Source organism: Brevibacterium sp. LAARM2_SD2 (genome assembly GCF_057364785.1).
Window position 1 is genome coordinate 108,251 of sequence record NZ_JBNFOM010000002.1, and the last position, 17,081, is coordinate 125,331.

Below are 17,081 nucleotides of genomic sequence, written 5' to 3' on the forward strand. Positions count from 1 at the left end.
CGCGGTGTCAGCGCCGTCGGGTATCGTCGGGGACTGTGAAGCCTTTGGTACTCGTCGACACGCCCGCGCTCTACTACCGCGCCTACTATTCGGTGCCGGATTCGATCGTCAACGACGAGGGCCAGCCGGTCAACGCCGTCCGCGGAGTCATCGACGCCATCGCCCAGATGATCCGCCGCTTCTCCTCGGCGCGGGTGATCGCGACGATGGACGCCGACTGGCGCCCGGAGTTCCGCACCCGGATCATGCCCGAGTACAAGGCGGCCCGGATCAAGGACGCCGAGGCCGGCACGGAGATCCCTCCCGAACTCGACGCCCAGCTGCCGATCATGCGTCGGGTGCTCGCGGCCGCCGGCATTCCCATCGCCGAGGTGGAAGGGACCGAGGCCGACGACGTCATCGCCACTCTCGCCGCGGAGTCGACGACCCCGGTCGTCATCGTCTCCCCCGACCGGGACCTGCTCGCCCTCCTCGACGCCGAGCGCGACATCAGCGTGCTGCGCCCGCGCAAGGGCGGCGAATGGGAGGCCATCGGCGCCGCCGACCTCCCGGCGCTCTACGGGGTCGCGACCGGCCTGCGCTACCGTGAGCTCGCCGCGCTGCGCGGCGACCCCTCCGACGGGCTGCCGGGCGCGCCGGGCATCGGGGAGAAGACCGCCGCCACCCTGCTGACGAGCTTCGGCTCGCTGTCCGGCATCATCTCCGCGGCCAAGGCAGGGGTCAAGGACGGGGGTCTGAGCCCGAAGCGGGCGACGACGATCGTCGACTCCGAGGAGACGCTGCTCAAGACCGTCGACGTGATGACGTGCCTGACCGACGTCGCCCACGGTCTCGATCTCACGGCGCTGCCCCACCCGGTCGACGCCGACGCCGTGACGGCGGCCGCGGCGGGACAGAACATCACCCGCTCCGTCGACAACCTGCTCGCGGCCCTGAGCGAAGCCGCCCGCGACGGCGCCGCCCCGGCGGCGGACACAGCGGCCGTGCCCGCGCCGGGGCCTGCCTCGAGTGCTGCCACCGCGCCGCCGTGGCCGCAGGCCCGCCTCATCGGCTTCGACCTCGAGACGACGGGGGTCGAACCGGCGACCGCGCGCATCGTCACCGCCGCGCTCGTCGAGGACCCCGACCGCGTCGAGATGTGGCTGGCCGATCCCGGCATCGAGATCCCCGAGTCCGCCCGCGCCGTCCACGGCATCACCACGGAGTACGCGCAGGCCAACGGCTCCCCCGCCGTCGAGGTCGTCACCGCCCTGTGCTCAGCGTTCGCCGGCTTCCGCGACGAGGGCGCCGTCGTCGTCGGACACAACATCGTCTACGACCTCAGCGTCCTCGACGCCGAGGTCCGGCGCCACCGCCCCGACCTCACGCTGAGCGAGCTGCTGCCGGCGATCGTCGACACCTTCGTCATCGACCGGCACGTCGACCGGTACCGCAAGGGCAAGCGCACCCTGACCGCGACCGCCGAGGCATGGCACGTCGCCCTCCTCGACGCCCACGACGCGGCCGCCGACGCGCGCGCCGCCCTGGACATCTCCCGAGCGATCGCTGACAGCTCGGTGGAGATCGCGGGACTGACCGGGCCGCAGATCATGGCCGCCCAGCGGGACTGGAAGCGCGCTCAGGCCGCGGATCTCCAGTCGTTCCTGCGCCGCAAGGGCAACGCCGAGGCGGTCGTCGACGGGTCATGGCCGATCGCCGTCGAGGATAGAATCGACTCTCGACCCCCGCAACAGACAGGACGATGACTTGGGACTCCTTTCCCGTTTGCTCAACCGCCCGGGCGCGCAGGCCGAGAAGGCCACCGGCTGGTTCGAGAAGGCCACCGCGGACATCGACGCCGCCGGCGCCGAATTCGCCGATCTCAGCGATGCCGAACTCACCGAGGCGGCCAGTGAGGTCTTCGCCAGCGGCGGAGCCAAGGACACGCTCATCCGATACGCCGCACTCGCCCGCGAAGCCGCCGAACGCACCCTCGGCGAACGCGCCTACGACACGCAGCTGACCGGTCTCGTCGGTCTCCTCCAGGGCCACATCGTCCAGATGGCCACCGGTGAGGGCAAGACCCTCGTCGGCGCCCTCGCTGCCGCCGGGTACGCGCTCCAGGGCCGCCGGGTCCACGTCGTCAGCGTCAACGACTACCTCGCGGTGCGCGACCGCAGCTGGATGCAGCCGGTCTTCGACCTCCTCGGCGTGACCTCCGCGGCGATCTCCGCTGCCCAGGACGACGCCGAGCGCCGCGCCGCCTACCGTGCCGAGGTGCTCTACGCCTCGGTCACCGAGGTCGGCTTCGACGTGTTGCGCGACCGCTTCGTCCTCGACGATGACGACATCAGGGTCGCCGAACGCGACGTCGTCATCGTCGACGAGGCCGACTCCGTCCTCATCGACGAAGCCAGGGTCCCCCTCGTCCTCGCCGGCTCCTCGAGCATCGAGGACGGCAACGAGCGCATCGCCGCGCTCGTCGAGACCCTCCACCCGGGCGTCGACTACGAGATCAGCCCCGACCGCCGCGCGGTGTCCCTGACCGACGACGGCGTCACCCGCGTCGAGGACGAACTCGGGGTCGAGCTCTACGGCGACGGCGCGGCAGACCTCGCCGCCGTCAACCTCGCCCTCTACGCCAAGGCGCTCGTCAAACGCGACGTCGACTACCTCGTCGTCGACGGAGCGATCAAGCTCATCTCCGCCTCCCGCGGCCGCGTCGCCGAACTCCAGCGCTGGCCCGACGGCCTCCAGGCCGCCGTCGAGGCCAAGGAGAAGCTCGTGACCACCGAGAGCGGGGAGATCCTCGACCAGATGACGGTCGAAGAGCTCATCCACGGCTATGCCACCGTGTGCGGGATGACCGGAACGGCGCTCGCCGTCGGCGACGACCTCCGCGAGTTCTACTCACTCGAGATCGTCCCCGTCGACACGCATCTGCCCGTCATCCGCGATGACGAACCCGACCGGCTCTACACGTATCAGGAGTCGAAGGAGCGGGCCATCGTCGAGGAGGTCGTCGAGAACCACACGAAGGGCCGCCCCGTGCTCATCGGCACCTCCTCGGTGGCCGAAAGCGAATCCCTGGCCGCCCGCCTCATCGACCGCGGCGTCGACGTCGCCGTCCTCAATGCCAAGGACGACTCGGCCGAAGCCGCGATCATCGGCGATGCCGGACGCGCCGGCGCCGTGACCGTGTCGACCCAGATGGCCGGGCGCGGCACCGACATCCGCCTCGCCGACGACGAGGTCGCCGAGGCCGGCGGGCTGCTCGTCATCGGCGCCGGACGCTACCTCTCCTCCCGCCTCGACGACCAGCTGCGCGGTCGTGCCGGACGGCAGGGGGATCCGGGATCATCGGTGTTCTTCACAAGCCTCGAGGACGAGCTCCTCACCCGCGTCCCGGAGATCCAGCGCTTCGTCACCGAGGGCGATGAGAACGGATGGATCGAATCGAAGCGGGCCCTCACCCTCGTCGAGCACGCCCAGCGGGTCGCGGAGGGGCAGAACACGGCCCTGCACCGCGACACGTGGCGGTTCAACGAGCTCATGGCCAAGCAGCGCGAACTCGTCCTCGCCCGCCGCCGGGAGCTGCGGGAGGACAACGAGGCCATCGACGAGCTCAGGGAGCGCCTCGGGGACACGGTGACCGACCTCGAGAAGGAGCATTCGACCGACCTCATCGATGAGAGCCTGCGCTCCGTGCTCCTCTTCCACCTCGACGCCCGGTGGGTCGACCATCTCGCGTTCCTCAACGACCTGCGGGAGGGCATCCACCTGCGCACCTTCGCGAAGGAGAAGCCGCACGAGGCGTTCAACACGGAGTCGATCCGCGTGTTCTCCTCGTTCTGGTCCGATGTCCTCGACGACTCGCAGGCCACGGTCGAGGAAGCGGAGTTCACCGACACCGGGATCGACCTCGCCTCCCACGGCCTCAAGCGCCCCTCGTCGACGTGGACCTATCTGACGACGGAGAACGCCTTCGGCTCCGACATCGAGAACATCGTCAAGCGCATCCGCCGCTGAGGCGCCGGCTCGCGAGGCAGGGGTACGCGAGCCGGCGGCTCGCGCGTCGTCGCCTCAGGAGTCGTCGGCGACGACGCCGCGGCGCACCGCATCGATGGTCCGGCGGATGCGCACCGCGGTCTCCGGGGTGACGACCTCGGTGAGCTGTCCGAGGAGGTCGAGCGTCTGCTTCGCCCAGCGGACGAAGTCGCCGGCGGCGATGTCCGTGCCCCTCAGGGACTCGGCGAGGTTCTTGCCCTCCGTCCACCGGTACATCGGAGTGAACAGCCCGCGGTCGGGTTCCGGCGTCGGGGTCAGCGCGTGCTGCTCCTCGAGCCGGTAGAGCTCCTTCCACAGGTCGATCGCCTCATCGCCTGCGACCTTGAGGTCGCGGCTGGGGGCGCGTTCGGCGTGGAAGCTCTCGCTGCGCCGGGCCTGGTAGACGAAGCTCGAGGCGAAGGCCGCGAGTTCGGGTTCCGTGAGCCTGTCCCAGAGGCCGGCGCGGACCGTCAGCGCCACGAGGAGGTCGCGCTCCCCGTAGATGCGGCGCAGCATGTCAGAATGCTCCGGGTCGAACCCGAGCGTCGCCAGCACCTCCTGCACGCGTTCGAAGACGAGGGCGATCGAGGTCGTGCGTCCCTCGATGCGCTTGATGAGCGACGCGTTCTCCTTCTGCAGCTTCGCCGCGCGATTGGCCCACCGGGCGTGCATCTCGCGGTCGGGACAGTCATGGCAGGGATGGGCCCGCAGCCGCGCCTGGAGTTCGGCGACCGTCGTGCTCACCCCGGTGCCCGTCGGGGTCGAGACCCAGTGCGCGTCACGGTCGACGCGGCCGTCGGCGATCGCCTCGGCGAGGATGCCGAGCAGCACCCGCCGGTCGGCGGCCTGCCGGTGATTGAACTTCTTCGGCACCTTGATCCGCCCCATCGAGGCGACCGGTTCGGTGACCTCGTGGGGACGCAGATGCCAGACCTTGCCCTGTTCGGTGAGCACCGTCGGCAGCCGGGAGACCCCGTCGCGGGAGCTCATCGGGGCGATGATCACCGCGGTGCCCTCGACGCGCTTCGTCGGCAGGGTGATGACATCGCCGACCTTGAGCGCGGTCAGCGATTCGACGATGTCCCGCTGCTTCGTCTTCGACTTCGTCCGCGTCTCCTGCTTCTCCGTCTCGGAGATCTGCTGCCGCAGCCGCGCGTACTCGCCGAAGTCGCCGCGGTCGCACTGCATCGACGTCTCGTACGCCGCGATCGTCGCTTCGTTCTTCCGGACCTTCCGGGCCAGACCGACGACGGCCTTGTCGGCCTGGAACTGGGCGAACGAGGTCTCGAGCACCTTCGCCGCGTCGGCGGGACTCATCCGGGAGAGCAGGTTCGCCGTCATGTTGTATGTCGGACCGAACGCCGAGCTCAGCGCGTACGAGCGGTTCGAGGCGAGACCGGCGACCTCGCTGATGTCCATCGTCGGATGCCACACGACGACGGCGTGGCCGATCCGGTCGATGCCGCGGCGGCGGCGCGGCCGGTCAGCTGCGTGTACTCCCCCGGGGTGATCGACGCATGGGCTTCGCCGTTGAACTTCACGAGCTTCTCGAGGACGACGGTGCGGGCGGGCATGTTGATGCCCAGCGCCAGGGTCTCCGTGGCGAAGACGACCTTGATGACGCCGGCGGAGAAGAGCTCCTCGACGAGTTCCTTGAACTGCGGGATCATCCCGGCATGGTGGGCGGCCACGCCGAGGAGGAGCCCCTCGCGGAACGAGTGGTAGCCGAGGATTCCGAGGTCCTCGGCGGGCAGTTCGTCGCGCAGTCGCTCGAGCGCGGCGTTGACGATGACCTTGTCCTCACGCGTGTTGAGGTCGGCCCCTGTGGCGATGTACTGCTCGACGGCTTCGTCGCAGCCGTTGCGGGAGAAGATGAACATGATCGCCGGCAGCATCCCCGCCTCGGCGAGGGAGGCGACGATCTGCGTGCGGCTGGGCCGGCGGAAGCGGGCCTTGGCCCCGCGCTCGCGCTTCGACCGCGGTCCCCCGTACGTCCGGGTGGCGTGGGAGAGGGCGGGATCGATGCGCTCGGAGTCGTGGTGGGTGAAGAGGTCGTACATGCGGTGCCCGACGAGCGCGTGGTTGACCAGCGGCACCGGACGGTGCGAGGTCGAGATCACCGTCGTCGGCCCGCGGACCTCGCGCAGCCACGCCCCGAACTCCTCGACGTTCGACACCGTCGCCGAGAGCGAGACGACCTGGACGCGTTCGGGCAGGTGGATGATGACCTCTTCCCACACGGGCCCGCGGAAGCGGTCGGCGAGGTAGTGGACCTCGTCGAGGACGACGAAGCCGAGGTCGTCGAGGCCCTCGGGGTCGTTGTAGAGCATGTTGCGCAGCACTTCGGTCGTCATGACGATGATCGGCGCATCGCGCCGGATCGACGTGTCACCGGTGAGGAGGCCGACGTTCTCCGCCCCGTGGACGGCGACGAGATCGGCGAACTTCTGATTGCTCAGGGCCTTGATCGGGGTCGTGTAGAAGACCCGCTTGCCCTCGTCCATCGCGAGGTCGACGGCGAATTCGGCGATGATCGTCTTGCCCGCCCCGGTGGGCGCGGTGACGAGGACGTCCTTGCCCTCCTGCAGTTCGGTGCAGGCCTCGAGCTGGAAGTCGTCGAGGGCGAAGTCGGTGCGGGCGATGAACCGTCCCAGCGGCGTCTGGTCGCGTTCGGCGCGGGCCCGGAACTCCGCATACGCGGCGGCCGGACTCTGGGAGTCGTTCATCGCTGTCCCTTCTCATCGTCGTCGTCGAGTTCGTCCGGGTCGACCCAGACGCCCTGGGCGACGAGCTTGCGCTTGCGTCTGCGGTCGCCGAGCACGCAGATCCCCCACGCCAGGCAGAAGAGCGTGAGCATGGGGATGACGAGGAAGAACATCGACATCGCATCGGGGGTGGGGGTGGCGACGGCGGCGAAGACGAAGGTGATCATCACGATGATGCGCCAGGACTTGCGGATCCGCGTCGCCGAGAGGATGCCGAGCATGTTGAGTCCGACCATGAGGACGGGCAGCACGAAGGCGAGGCCGAAGACGACGATGATGACCATGACGAAGTTGAGGTAGTCCTGCGCCGGGATGATGTTCGTCGCGCCAGAGGGCGTGAACGAGGTCAGGGCCTTGACGGCGTTCGGCAGCGCGAAGAACGCCATCGCGGCGCCCGCGAGGAAGAGCGGGACGGCGGCGCCGAGGAACCCGAACGAGTAGCGCTTCTCCTTCTTCGTCAGGCCGGGGACGACGAACGCCCAGACCTGATAGAGCCAGATCGGGCACGAGATGAAGAGGCCGATGAAGAACGAGAGCTTGATCTTCATGTCGAACGGCGAGGCGACGCCGGCGAAGTTGACCTGCGCCACCCGACCGGTGGAGTCGTTGATCGTCCTCACCGGCTCCTGGAGGATGTCGAGGACCGGGTCGTAGAGGAACCAGCCGCCGATGGCGCCGAGGAGGATGGCGACGGCCGCGATGACGAACCGGTTGCGCAGTTCGATGAGATGCCCCATGACGGGCATCTTCTTCTCAGGGTTCTTCTTCCGTGAGGACAGGCCGCTCCGTTCGCTGTGGGATTTCACTTCTCGCGAGACTGCGGATCCTGGTTCGGCTGCGCCGCGGACGGGTTCGGCGCGGCATCAGGCGTGGTGCGCGGGGCCGACTGGTCGGACTCTCGTCCCAGCTGACCCGGTTCGGTGGTCTTCTCTTCGTTGTCATCGCTGCGGAGGTCCTTGACCTCGGACTTGAAGATCTTCAGCGACTGGCCGAGGCTCCTGGCCAGCATCGGCAGCTTGGGAGCACCGAAGATGAGGATGATGACGATGACCACCACGGCGATGTGCATGGGGCTTAAGTTCATGAGAGCTCCTAGGCTTGTGACTGCTCCTGGCAATTCTACGCTGTGCGGCTGAGCCTTTCATCCGCGCGCGCCGATCAGCCGAGGCGCTCCCGGGCGGCGGCCACCGCGGCCGGCGCGTCGATGGCGGAGACGACGTCGGCATGGCCGAGGAGGAACCGGGCCAGCCAGTCGCGGGAGTGAACGGTGAGACGGATCTCGACGCTGCCGTCGCCGTCGACGCCGTACGTCCGCTCACGGACGTCGAGCTCGTCGGCGAGCCACGCCCCGGCCGCGGTCAGGGTCATCGTCACCTCGGTCGGCGCCTCGGGGGCGGCACCCTCGTGCATCGGCGGATGCGCGGTCTCCGTCCAGGCGCGGATCCGGGACAGGGCGAAGCGGCGCGGGCCCTGCGCGGAGTAGCACCACGCATCGAGATACCAGTCGGCCCCGGGCACGAGCCGCGTGGGGGCGATGGTGCGCGTGGTCAGTTCGTCGCGGGACTCGACGTAGTAGTCGATCTCGACGGCCGCCTCGGCGGCGATGAACCCCTTGAGCGCGCTCATCAGCTCCTCGTCGGCGGGGACGGGATCGACGTCGACGGGGGTGTGGAGGTTCTCCCCTGCCGCGACCCGCAGCTTCGCCGCCGCCGTGCGCACCGCCTCGGCGTCGAGTCCCGGCAGGGCGGCGATGAGCTCGAGGGCGAGGACGAGGACACCGGCCTCCTCGGCGCTCAGGCGCACGGGGACGGAGACCTCCTCGGCGTTGGAGATAAAGATCTTCCCGCCGTCCCACGTCGCGTCGATGAGGTCGTCGGGCATGTGGCCGGGACGACCGGTGACGAAGAGGAGCTCGAGGTCGTCGATGAGGGTCGCCGCGTCGATGCCGAAGTACGCCGCCGTCTCCTCGAGGTCGGCGCCGGGGTGGGCGTCGAGGTAGGGCACGAGGCTGAGCAGCCGGGTGAGCCTCTCACGCGCTGAGGACACTGCGACCTCCCAAGCGGTCGAGGGAATCGGCGATCGTCTCCCGGCGCGCCTGCACCGCGCGGACGAGCTCGGCGGGCCCGCGGACCTCGACGGCGTCGCCGAAGCCGACGATCTCGGCGGCGAGCGTCTGGGCGTCGGAGTACTCGACGATGATGTCCTCGCCGTCCTCGCGCACCCGGCGCCGGCGCAGCGGATCGGCCCGGTGGGCGGCGAGGCGCAGCCGCGCCTCGGTGACGACGGCCATCTCGGTGCTCGCCTGGAGGCTGACCGCGGGCGCGAAGTCGGCGGGGATCTCGTAGTCCCCGGGCTCCCGTCCGCCGAGCTTGGTGAGCTTCCCCTCGATCCGGGTGAGCCGGAACGTGCGTTCGGCACCCCGGTCGAGGTCGAAGCCGATGAGGTAGACCCGGTCCCCGCGGCTGAGCAGGGCGTAGGGTTCGAGGCGCACCTTCCGCGGGCTCTGCCCGGGCTTGTGGTACTTGAAGCTCACCGCTTCCCGGGCGTTGATGTGGTGGAGGGCGGTGGCGAAGTTGACGTTGCCGAGTTTGCTCGCCGCCCCCGGGCCGATGCTCAGCCCCTGCCCGGCGGTGAGCTCGATGCCGAGCGCCCGCAGCTTCGTCAGGGCCTGCGCACTCGAGGCGCCGAGTTCGGTGTCGGACCAGAAGCGCGCGGCCACGGCCACCGCTGCCGCCTCGGCGGGGGTGAGATCGACATCGCCCATCGCATAGTCGTCGGTGGAGATCCGGTACCCGGTCTCCCCGACATCGGAGTACGCGTCGTGCTCGCCGCGGGTCGCGATCGTGATCCCCATGTGCCGCAGCAGCTCCTTGTCGCGGGAGAACTTGCGGTCGAAGGCGGCGTCGTCGAGGTCGCCGTAGCCGTCGATGGCGCTCATCAGGGTCGTCCGGGACACCCAGCCGCGGGCCGCCCGCAGGGCGATGAGCAGGTTCATCAGCCGCTCGGTCTGCTGCCGCTGGCGGCTGGCGCGTTGTGTGTTCACAGCATCCACCGTAACCCACCGCCACAGGGATCGGGCGATAGGGTTGGGACCATGATTCATTGGCGCACAGGCACTGTCGCAGGCATCCGCTCCTCCCGTCCCGGCCTCACCGAGGTCGACGCCGACCTCGATCGGCCGCTGCCGGGCACGGATGTGGCCCGGATCAGGGCGATCGCCTACACCGAGGCGGTCGGCACGCCGCAGGTCGGCGACACCGTCCTGCTCAACGTCTCCGCGCTCGCGAAGCGGCTCGGCACCGGCGGCTTCGGCCTCATCGTGGCGTTGCCCGACCGTCTGCCCGCGGACCCGGCCCCGGGTCCCGGCCATCTCGTCAAGGACCGCTACTCCCCCCTGCAGACGATGGTCCTCGGCGTCGACGATCAGGAGTCGGAGCATCATGAGACCCTCGCCGCGGCGGACTCGATCGACGGCATGCCCGTCGTCGTCGCCGACCTCCACTCCGCGCTGCCGGCGATCGTCGCCGGCATCCGCGCCGTCGATCCGACGCTGCGCATCGCCTACATCCTCACCGACGGCGCGGCGCTGCCGGCCGCGTTCTCCCAGGCCGTGGCCGGTCTCACCGCTGCCGGGTGGATCGCCGGCAGCATCAGCACGGGTCAGTCGTGGGGTGCTGATCACGAGGCGGTGACGATCCACACCGGCCTGCTCGCGGCCAAGCACGTCCTCGGCGCCGACATCGCCGTCGTCGCGCAGGGACCGGGCAACCTCGGAACGGGAACGAAGTACGGGTTCTCCGGTCTCGTCGTCGGCGAGCACCTCAACGCCGCCGCCCTCCTCGGCGGCATCCCCGTCGGGGTGCTGCGGATGTCGAACGCCGACGCCCGGGGCCGGCATTTCGGGATCTCCCACCATACGCTCACCGCGCTCGCCGAGGTGGCCCGTCCGGGCGTGCGGGTGCCGGTGCCCGACTTCGCGACGCTGCCGGAGACCGACCGCGCCGCCATGGATCCCGACCCGCAGGTCATCGCCGAAGTGGTCGCCGACCAGCTGCCGCAGCTGCGCGACCATGAGCTCGTCGACGTCGATCTCACCGGGCTGTGGGCGGCCCTGGAGGACAGCCCCGTGGGCCTGTCGACGATGGGACGCAGACTGCCCGCCGATGCGGCAGCGTTCCTCGCTGCCGCCGCGGCGGGCAGGTATGCGGCGGGGCTCGTCTCCCCCGCCTGAGTCGGCGTCGGCTCAGCGGACGCCTTCGAGGTCGCAGACGAAGATCAGCGACTCGCCGGGCTTGATGACCCCGCCGGCACCCTGATCGCCGTAGGCGAGGTGCGCGGGGATCTGCAGGGTGCGCGGCCGCCGACCTTCATCCCCTGGATGCCCTGGTCCCAGCCGGCGATGACCATGCCGGAGCCGAGACGGAACTCGAGCGGGGTGCCGCGGTTGTACGAGGCGTCGAACTCCTCGCCCGTCGAGTGGGCGACGCCGACGTAGTTGACGCTCACGGTGTCCCCGGGCTTCGCCTCGGGGCCGTCGCCGATGATGTCGTCGACGATGACGAGCTCCGTGGGAGCCTCCCCGCCGGGGAATTCGACTTCGGGCTTCTGCTTGGCCATGGTGTTCCTCCTTGGTGGTGGACTGCAGCGCCTGACCGGGCGGTCGAGCGCTCGTGCCGTCTCAGCCGTCGGCCGAGAGGATGTCGATGACGAAGATCAGCGTCGCGTTCTCCGGGATCTTCGGCGGGCTGCCGGCCGAGCCGTACCCCTTGTCCGGGGGAATGACGAGGACGATCTGGCTGCCGACCTTGTGCCCGATGAGGCCTTCGTTCCAGCCGTCGATGACGTTGGCCTGACCCACCGGGGAGACGGGGAACGGCTGGCTGCCCTCGGGCCAGTTCGAGTCGAACGGCTGCGACGTGTCGTCCCACAGCCATCCGGTGTACTTCACGGCGACGGTCTGGCCCTCCTTGACCTCGGGGCCGGTGCCCTCGATCGTCGTGAACGACTGGAGGTCGCTCGGCTTGTCGCCGGTGGGAGCGGTGATCTTCGGTTCGCCGTTGTCCTCCCACGTCACGGTCACGGGGTTGCCGGACTGGTCGGCCTCCTCGCCCTCGGCGCGGGTGAGCGGCTGCGAGGTCTTCTCGATGTCGATGACGTAGATGAGCGTCTGGCTCGGCTGACCCTGCTGGGGGCTGCCGTTGAGGGTCATGAGCACCCGGGAGCCGACCTTCTTGCCCTCGATCGCGGTGTAGAGGTCCTCGGAGATCTGGGACTTGTCCATGGGGAACCCGGCGGGCGAACCCGAGTCGTAGCTCGACTCGATGACCTCGCCGGTGACGCCGGAGACCAGCGTCATCTGCGCGGTGACCTGCTCGCCGGCGGCCACCGGATCGCCGTCGCCCTCGCTGAGCACCTTCGCCTCGGTCGATTCGACGACGAGCGGGGCGGTGAACTCCACTGTCGGCTTCTCGCCCGGATCGCCGTCGACGGTGATGTCGTCGAGGCTCGTCGACTTCGCGTCCTGGGCGGGCACGGAGGCCGGAGCGCTCGCTCCGCTGTCGTCGGGCTCGGACGACCCGCAGGCCGAGAGCAGCAGCACGGCTGCCGCGATGGCGCTGAGCACTGTGGTGCGCACGTGGTTCCTTTCGTCGGAATGTTCCAGACGATCCTACAGGCCGGCGATGAGAGCTTCCGCCTGCGGATGCGTCGGAGAGAAGGGATCCTTGAGCGCCACGGCGCGGCCCGATTCGTCGTTGAGGCGCAGGTGGACCCAGTCGACGGTGTAGTCGCGGCGGGCGTCGTGGGCGGCGCGGATGAACTCTCCGCGCACGGCCGCCCGCGTCGTCTGCGGCGGAGCCTCCTTCGCCGCGTCCTGGGCCTGCCGGCTGACGAGGCTCTTCGCCAGGCCCGCCGCCTCGAGTCTGGGGAAGAGCCCGGTGGCCGGGGTGATGTCGTGGTAGGCGATGTCGAGACGCTGGATCTGCGGGTCGCTCAGCCCGATGTCACCGCGGGCCATCGCCCGGTCGATGAGCGTGCGCTTGATCACCCAGTCGATCTCGGTGTCGACGCCCGCGAAGTCCTGCGCCTCGACGGCGGTGAGCATCCGCGACCACAGGTCGATGACGTAGGCGGCCAGCGCCTCGTCGCCGAGGCTGTGGTCACCGGTCTCGACGAGGTGGGCCGCCCGGTCCCGGTAGTCGGCGAGCAGTCCCAGCGGCGTCGTCGTCGACCCGTCGCTGCGTTCGAGGACGGTCCTGCCCGTGAGGTCGCGGGCGATGACGCGGATGTCGCGGACGGGGTGGCGCAGCCCGTGGTCGGGGAGGCGCGCCCCCTGTTCGATGAGGTCGAGCATGAGCACGGCGGAGCCGAGCTTGAGCGCCGAGGTGGCCGTCGACATCGAGGAGTCGCCGACGATGACGTGGAGCCGGCGGTACTTCTCCGCATCCGCGTGCGGTTCGTCGCGGGCGTTGATGATCGGCCGCGACCGGGTCGTCGCCGAGGACAGGCCCTCCCACATGACATCGGAGCGGGCGGAGAGGCCGAAGGTCATGTCCGTGCGCGTGACGTCCTCGTCGGGATGGAAGGAGGAGGTGCGGGGAATGATCGCCCCGGCCCCGACGAGCAGCTGCCGGGTGACGAGGAAGGGCAGGAGCACGGTGGTCAGCCGGTTGAAGTCGAGGCCGCGCCGGATGAGGAAGTTCTCGTGCGAGCCGTAGGAGTTGCCCGCCGCATCCGTGTTGTTCTTCACCATGTGGATCCGCCCGGTCAGCCCGTCGGCGGCCAGGGCCTCCTGCGCCTGATCGAGGAGGTCGATCATCAGCGCCTCGCCGGCCCTGTCCTGGGCGAGCAGGTCGGGCAGCGAATCGCATTCGGCCGTCGCGTACTCCGGGTGGGAGCCGACGTCGAGGTAGAGGCGGGAGCCGTTGGGGAGGAAGACGTTCGACGACCGCCCCCAGCTGACGACCGGTCGGAAGAGGTAGCGGGCGATCTCCTCGGGACCGATCCGCCGCCGGTCCTCCCCCGGGGTGTGGGCGAGCCCGTACTCGGTCTCGAGCCCGTAGATGCGGGCCATCAGTCCGACCTGAGCTCGGCCAGGGCGGCATCGGAGAGCCGCCGGAAGGTGCGATGTCCGGGCACCTCGCGGTCGAGCACGGCGGCTTCGAGGTCGTCGACGGGCAGCGGACCCGAACCGGCGGCCTTGAGCGCCTCGACGCCGAGGTCGACGACCGCGGTGAGCGGCTTGGCGCTCGTGACGATCCCCTTGAGGCGGGCGGTGATCGCATCGGCCTGACCGCCGATGGCCACGTGCTCCGTCTCATCGATGACGGACCCGTCGTAGGTGATCCGATAGAGCTGGTCGGTCGCGGCGGTCCGGCCGAGCTCGGCGACGACGAGTTCGACCTCGAAGGGCTTCGACTCGGTCGTGAACACCCCGGCCAGTGTCTGGGCGTAGGCGTTCGTCAGTCCCCGGGCGGTGACGTCGCTGCGGTCGTAGGAGTAGCCGCGCAGGTCCGCGTAGCGGACCCCGGCCTGCCGCAGCGTCTCGAACTCGTTGTACTTGCCGACGGCGGCGAAGCCGATGCGGTCGTAGATCTCGGCGATCTTGTGCAGCGTCGGCGAAGGGTTCTCGGCGAGCAGGAGGATGCCCGTGTCGTAGCGGAGGACGACGACGGACCGGCCGCGGGCGATGCCCTTGCGCGCGAAGTCCGCCCGATCCTTCATCAGCTGTTCGGGTGAGACGTAGAACGGTGCCTGAGTCATGCCTGTGCCTTCCGCGTCCGCTCCGCGACCACCTCGGCGGCGGTGGCGAGCACCCGGTCGGCGGGGACCTCCCTGACCCCGGTGCCGAGTTCGACGGTGAAGACCGTCGGGGCGAGCTTCCGCACGAAGTCCGGTCCCCCGGTCGCCGAATCGTCGTCGGAGGCGTCGAAGAGGGCTTCGACGGCGACGGTGAGCGCGGCATCGGGCTCGAGTCCGGGCTCCCAGAGCTTCTTCAGCGCACCCCGGGCGAACCCGGAGCCCGAGCCGATCGCGTGGAAGCGGTGCTCCTCGTACTTGCCGCCGGTGATGTCGAAGCTGAAGATCTGACCCTGGGGGCGGGAGTCGTCGACGCCGGCGAACATCGGCACGACGCTCAGTCCCTGCATCGCCAGTCCGAGGTTGCCGCGCAGCATCGCCGCGAGCCGGTTGGCCTTCCCACCGAGGGAGAGCCGGGCGTCCTCGATCTTCTCGTAGTGCTCGAGCTCGAGCTGGAAGAGCCGGATGAGGTCGAGGGCGACACCGGCGGTGCCGGCGATGCCGATGACGGAGTAGTCGTCGGCGGGACGCACCTTCTCCATCGCGTGGGAGGCGATCATGTTCCCGATCGTCGCCCGCCGGTCGCCGGCCATGAGGACGCCGGAGCCGGTGTGGAACGCGACGATCGTCGTCGCGTGCGGCAGCTGCTCGCTCATCGCAGAGCCCTGCGGCTGCGGCAGCGCGTCCGGGGCGAGGTCCCGGATGAGGTCGATGAAGGAGTTGCTCGTCGAGCTGAGGAATGCAGGCGGGAACCCTGCCATCTCATTGGCCGCCCTTCTGCACGAAGTTGCGGACGAACTCTTCGGCGTTGGACTCGAGCACGCTGTCGATCTCGTCGAGGATCGAATCGACGTTCTCGGTGTTGATCTGGGCGGACACCGCCTGCGGCGGATCGACCGGCGGCTCGTCCCCACCGGCGGAGTGGTCCTTGTTGATCTGTTCGTTCGAGCTCATCACAGCCTTCTCTCTTGCGTCTTGGCGCTCAGTCTAGTCACTCCCAGGGCCGTGAGCAGGCCGTCGACGTCGTCGACGCCGGACAGCCGCTCGGCGAGCAGGGCGCGGGTTCCCTTGCGGGGTTCGCTCATCGGCAGGCGCACCAGCCCGGCGGCCCCGGCGTCGAAGACGAGGGAGTCCCAGCTGGCGGCGACGAGGGCGTCGGAGAACCGCGTCACCGCGAGTCCCCTGAGGTAGGCCCGGGTGCCCTCCGGCGGGGTGGTGACGGCGGCCTCGACCTCCTCCGGCGTCGTCAGACGGGTGATCCGCCCGGCCCTCTCGAGCTTGTGGAAGAGGCCCTTCTCGGGGCGCACATCGTGGTACTGGACGTCGATGAGGGCGAGCTTGGGATGATCCCAGGACAGTCCCTCCCGCTGCCGGTAGCCGTCGAGGAGCACCCATTTGGCGACCCAGTCGATCGAATCGGCGAGCGTGGTGGGATCGGTCGCGAGACCGTCGAGGAAGCGACGCCATTCGGCGAGCACCTCCTGCGTCTCCGGGTCATCGCCCGCGTGCTCCCGGCACGCGGTCCAGTAGAGGTCCTGGATCTCCAGGGCGGTCAGGTGAGACCCGTCGGCCAGCGGCAGGCGGGTGCTCAGCTGGAGATCATGGGAGACGTCCCAGAGCGCCTGGAGCGGGTCGGCGAGCTCGATCCGGGGGGCCAGACCCGCCTCGATGAGGCCGAGGACGAGGGCGGTCGAGCCGAACCGGACGAGGGTCGCGGGTTCGGCGAGGGTGGCGTCGCCGATGATGACGTGGAGTCGGCGGTACCGGTCGGGATCGGCATGCGGTTCGTCACGGGTGTTGACGATGGGGCGGCGCAGGGTCGTCTCGAGTCCGACCTGGGCTTCGAAGAAGTCCGCCCGCGAGGAGATCTGGAAGCCGGGGGTCTCCGCTTCGCGGCCGATCCCGACCCGACCGGAGCCGCAGAGGATCTGCCGGGTGACGAAGAACGGGATGAGCCCGGCGACGAGGTCGTCGAAGTCGACGGTGCGGTCGACGAGGTAGTTCTCATGGGTGCCGTAGGAGGCGCCCTTCGAATCGGTGTTGTTCTTGTAGAGGTTGACCGGCGCGTCGGTGGCGGCCAGCCGACGGACGGAGGCCAGGGCGACGAGATCCCCGGCCCGGTCGTAGGCGACGAGGTCACGCGGGGTGAGCACCTCGGGAGAGGAGTACTCGGGGTGGGCGTGGTCGACGTAGTAGCGGGCGCCGTTCTCCGTGACGACGTTGGCGAGGTACTCGGCTTCGACCGCCTCGGCGGGCAGGTGCGTGAGCTGGGAGGCGTCGGCGTCGGCGACGTTCATGAGGAACCCGCGGGCATCGGCGAGCGGGGACTCGGTCTCGAAGTCCCAGAAGCTCTGGGACGACTTGAGACCGCGCGGTCCCGCATATGCGTCGACGACGCGCGCGGAGTCGCGCATCGGGTTCGCCCCGGGGTTGCCCGGCTGGCTCAGCCCGAACTCGGTCTCGGCTCCCATCACCCGGTGCACCGTGATCATG

General features: G+C 69.7%; 13 protein-coding genes and 2 pseudogenes. 3 read left to right on the forward strand and 12 right to left on the reverse strand.

The features are described from left to right. Positions 1-35: 35 nt before the first annotated feature. Together AC2W7K_RS01800 and secA2 are read left to right on the forward strand one after the other, a co-directional pair. Entirely contained in the window at positions 36-1,745 is a 1,710-nt protein-coding gene (locus AC2W7K_RS01800; RefSeq protein ID WP_232623595.1) for a 5'-3' exonuclease H3TH domain-containing protein, read from the forward strand. Position 1,746: 1 nt separating this feature from the next. Continuing rightward, a complete protein-coding gene (secA2, locus tag AC2W7K_RS01805) occupies positions 1,747-4,008 on the forward strand; it encodes an accessory Sec system translocase SecA2 (RefSeq protein WP_198498777.1) in 2,262 nt (753 codons plus the stop codon). Positions 4,009-4,062: 54 nt separating this feature from the next. On the opposite strand, the pseudogene AC2W7K_RS01810 reads toward secA2, so the two are convergent. The 5 genes and pseudogenes from AC2W7K_RS01810 to AC2W7K_RS01830 form a co-directional block, all read right to left on the reverse strand. Next, positions 4,063-6,752: pseudogene (locus AC2W7K_RS01810) on the reverse strand (DEAD/DEAH box helicase). Next, entirely contained in the window at positions 6,749-7,537 is a 789-nt protein-coding gene (gene tatC / locus AC2W7K_RS01815) for a twin-arginine translocase subunit TatC (RefSeq protein WP_171006939.1), read from the reverse strand. The pseudogene AC2W7K_RS01810 and the gene tatC overlap by 4 nt, the downstream one beginning before the upstream one ends. Before the next feature lie 56 nt (positions 7,538-7,593). Beyond that, on the reverse strand, positions 7,594-7,875 hold the full coding sequence (tatA, locus tag AC2W7K_RS01820) for a Sec-independent protein translocase subunit TatA (protein ID WP_232623596.1): 282 nt from the start codon (positions 7,873-7,875) through the stop codon (positions 7,594-7,596). A 74-nt stretch (positions 7,876-7,949) separates the two neighbouring features. After that, positions 7,950-8,837 carry a WYL domain-containing transcriptional regulator gene (locus tag AC2W7K_RS01825; protein WP_198498779.1) on the reverse strand — a complete coding sequence of 296 codons (888 nt, stop codon included), beginning with the start codon at positions 8,835-8,837 and terminating at the stop codon, positions 7,950-7,952. Beyond that, on the reverse strand, positions 8,821-9,834 hold the full coding sequence (locus AC2W7K_RS01830; RefSeq protein ID WP_232623597.1) for a helix-turn-helix transcriptional regulator: 1,014 nt from the start codon (positions 9,832-9,834) through the stop codon (positions 8,821-8,823). Before AC2W7K_RS01830 ends, AC2W7K_RS01825 begins: the two co-directional genes overlap by 17 nt. 51 nt (positions 9,835-9,885) lie before the next feature. Between AC2W7K_RS01830 and AC2W7K_RS01835 the strand changes: the two genes are divergently transcribed. Then, positions 9,886-11,022: a DUF3866 family protein gene (locus AC2W7K_RS01835; RefSeq protein WP_198498780.1), complete on the forward strand. Its 1,137-nt coding sequence runs from the start codon at positions 9,886-9,888 to the stop codon at positions 11,020-11,022. Between the two features lie 12 nt (positions 11,023-11,034). On the opposite strand, the pseudogene AC2W7K_RS01840 reads toward AC2W7K_RS01835, so the two are convergent. The 7 genes and pseudogenes from AC2W7K_RS01840 to dop all read right to left on the reverse strand — a co-directional run bounded on the left by AC2W7K_RS01840 (position 11,035) and on the right by dop (position 17,080). Next, positions 11,035-11,408, reverse strand: a pseudogene (locus AC2W7K_RS01840) (FKBP-type peptidyl-prolyl cis-trans isomerase). A 61-nt stretch (positions 11,409-11,469) separates the two neighbouring features. Beyond that, entirely contained in the window at positions 11,470-12,426 is a 957-nt protein-coding gene (locus AC2W7K_RS01845) for an FKBP-type peptidyl-prolyl cis-trans isomerase (protein ID WP_232623598.1), read from the reverse strand. A gap of 33 nt (positions 12,427-12,459) precedes the next feature. Beyond that, positions 12,460-13,866: a Pup--protein ligase gene (gene pafA / locus AC2W7K_RS01850; RefSeq protein WP_198500973.1), complete on the reverse strand. Its 1,407-nt coding sequence runs from the start codon at positions 13,864-13,866 to the stop codon at positions 12,460-12,462. Beyond that, positions 13,863-14,552 (reverse strand): proteasome subunit alpha, encoded by a 690-nt coding sequence (gene prcA / locus AC2W7K_RS01855; protein WP_198498782.1) that lies wholly within the window; start codon positions 14,550-14,552, stop codon positions 13,863-13,865. The genes pafA and prcA overlap by 4 nt, the downstream gene beginning before the upstream one ends. After that, positions 14,549-15,349 (reverse strand): proteasome subunit beta, encoded by an 801-nt coding sequence (gene prcB / locus AC2W7K_RS01860; RefSeq protein ID WP_198498783.1) that lies wholly within the window; start codon positions 15,347-15,349, stop codon positions 14,549-14,551. Before prcB ends, prcA begins: the two co-directional genes overlap by 4 nt. Before the next feature lies 1 nt (position 15,350). Next, positions 15,351-15,542 carry a ubiquitin-like protein Pup gene (locus tag AC2W7K_RS01865; RefSeq protein WP_095375555.1) on the reverse strand — a complete coding sequence of 64 codons (192 nt, stop codon included), beginning with the start codon at positions 15,540-15,542 and terminating at the stop codon, positions 15,351-15,353. Continuing rightward, positions 15,542-17,080 (reverse strand): depupylase/deamidase Dop, encoded by a 1,539-nt coding sequence (dop, locus tag AC2W7K_RS01870; RefSeq protein WP_198498784.1) that lies wholly within the window; start codon positions 17,078-17,080, stop codon positions 15,542-15,544. Before dop ends, AC2W7K_RS01865 begins: the two co-directional genes overlap by 1 nt. Between the last annotated feature and the right edge of the window lies 1 nt (position 17,081).

Bases quoted from the DNA above. Each gene is read 5' to 3' on its own strand.
- prcB (WP_198498783.1), bottom strand. From the start codon at position 15,349: ATGGCAGGGTTCCCGCCTGCATTCCTCAGCTCGACGAGCAACTCCTTC.
- prcA (WP_198498782.1), bottom strand. From the start codon at position 14,552: ATGACTCAGGCACCGTTCTACGTCTCACCCGAACAGCTGATGAAGGAT.
- AC2W7K_RS01835 (WP_198498780.1), top strand. From the start codon at position 9,886: ATGATTCATTGGCGCACAGGCACTGTCGCAGGCATCCGCTCCTCCCGT.
- AC2W7K_RS01865 (WP_095375555.1), bottom strand. From the start codon at position 15,542: ATGAGCTCGAACGAACAGATCAACAAGGACCACTCCGCCGGTGGGGAC.
- tatC (WP_171006939.1), bottom strand. From the start codon at position 7,537: ATGCCCGTCATGGGGCATCTCATCGAACTGCGCAACCGGTTCGTCATC.
- tatA (WP_232623596.1), bottom strand. From the start codon at position 7,875: ATGAACTTAAGCCCCATGCACATCGCCGTGGTGGTCATCGTCATCATC.
- dop (WP_198498784.1), bottom strand. From the start codon at position 17,080: ATGATCACGGTGCACCGGGTGATGGGAGCCGAGACCGAGTTCGGGCTG.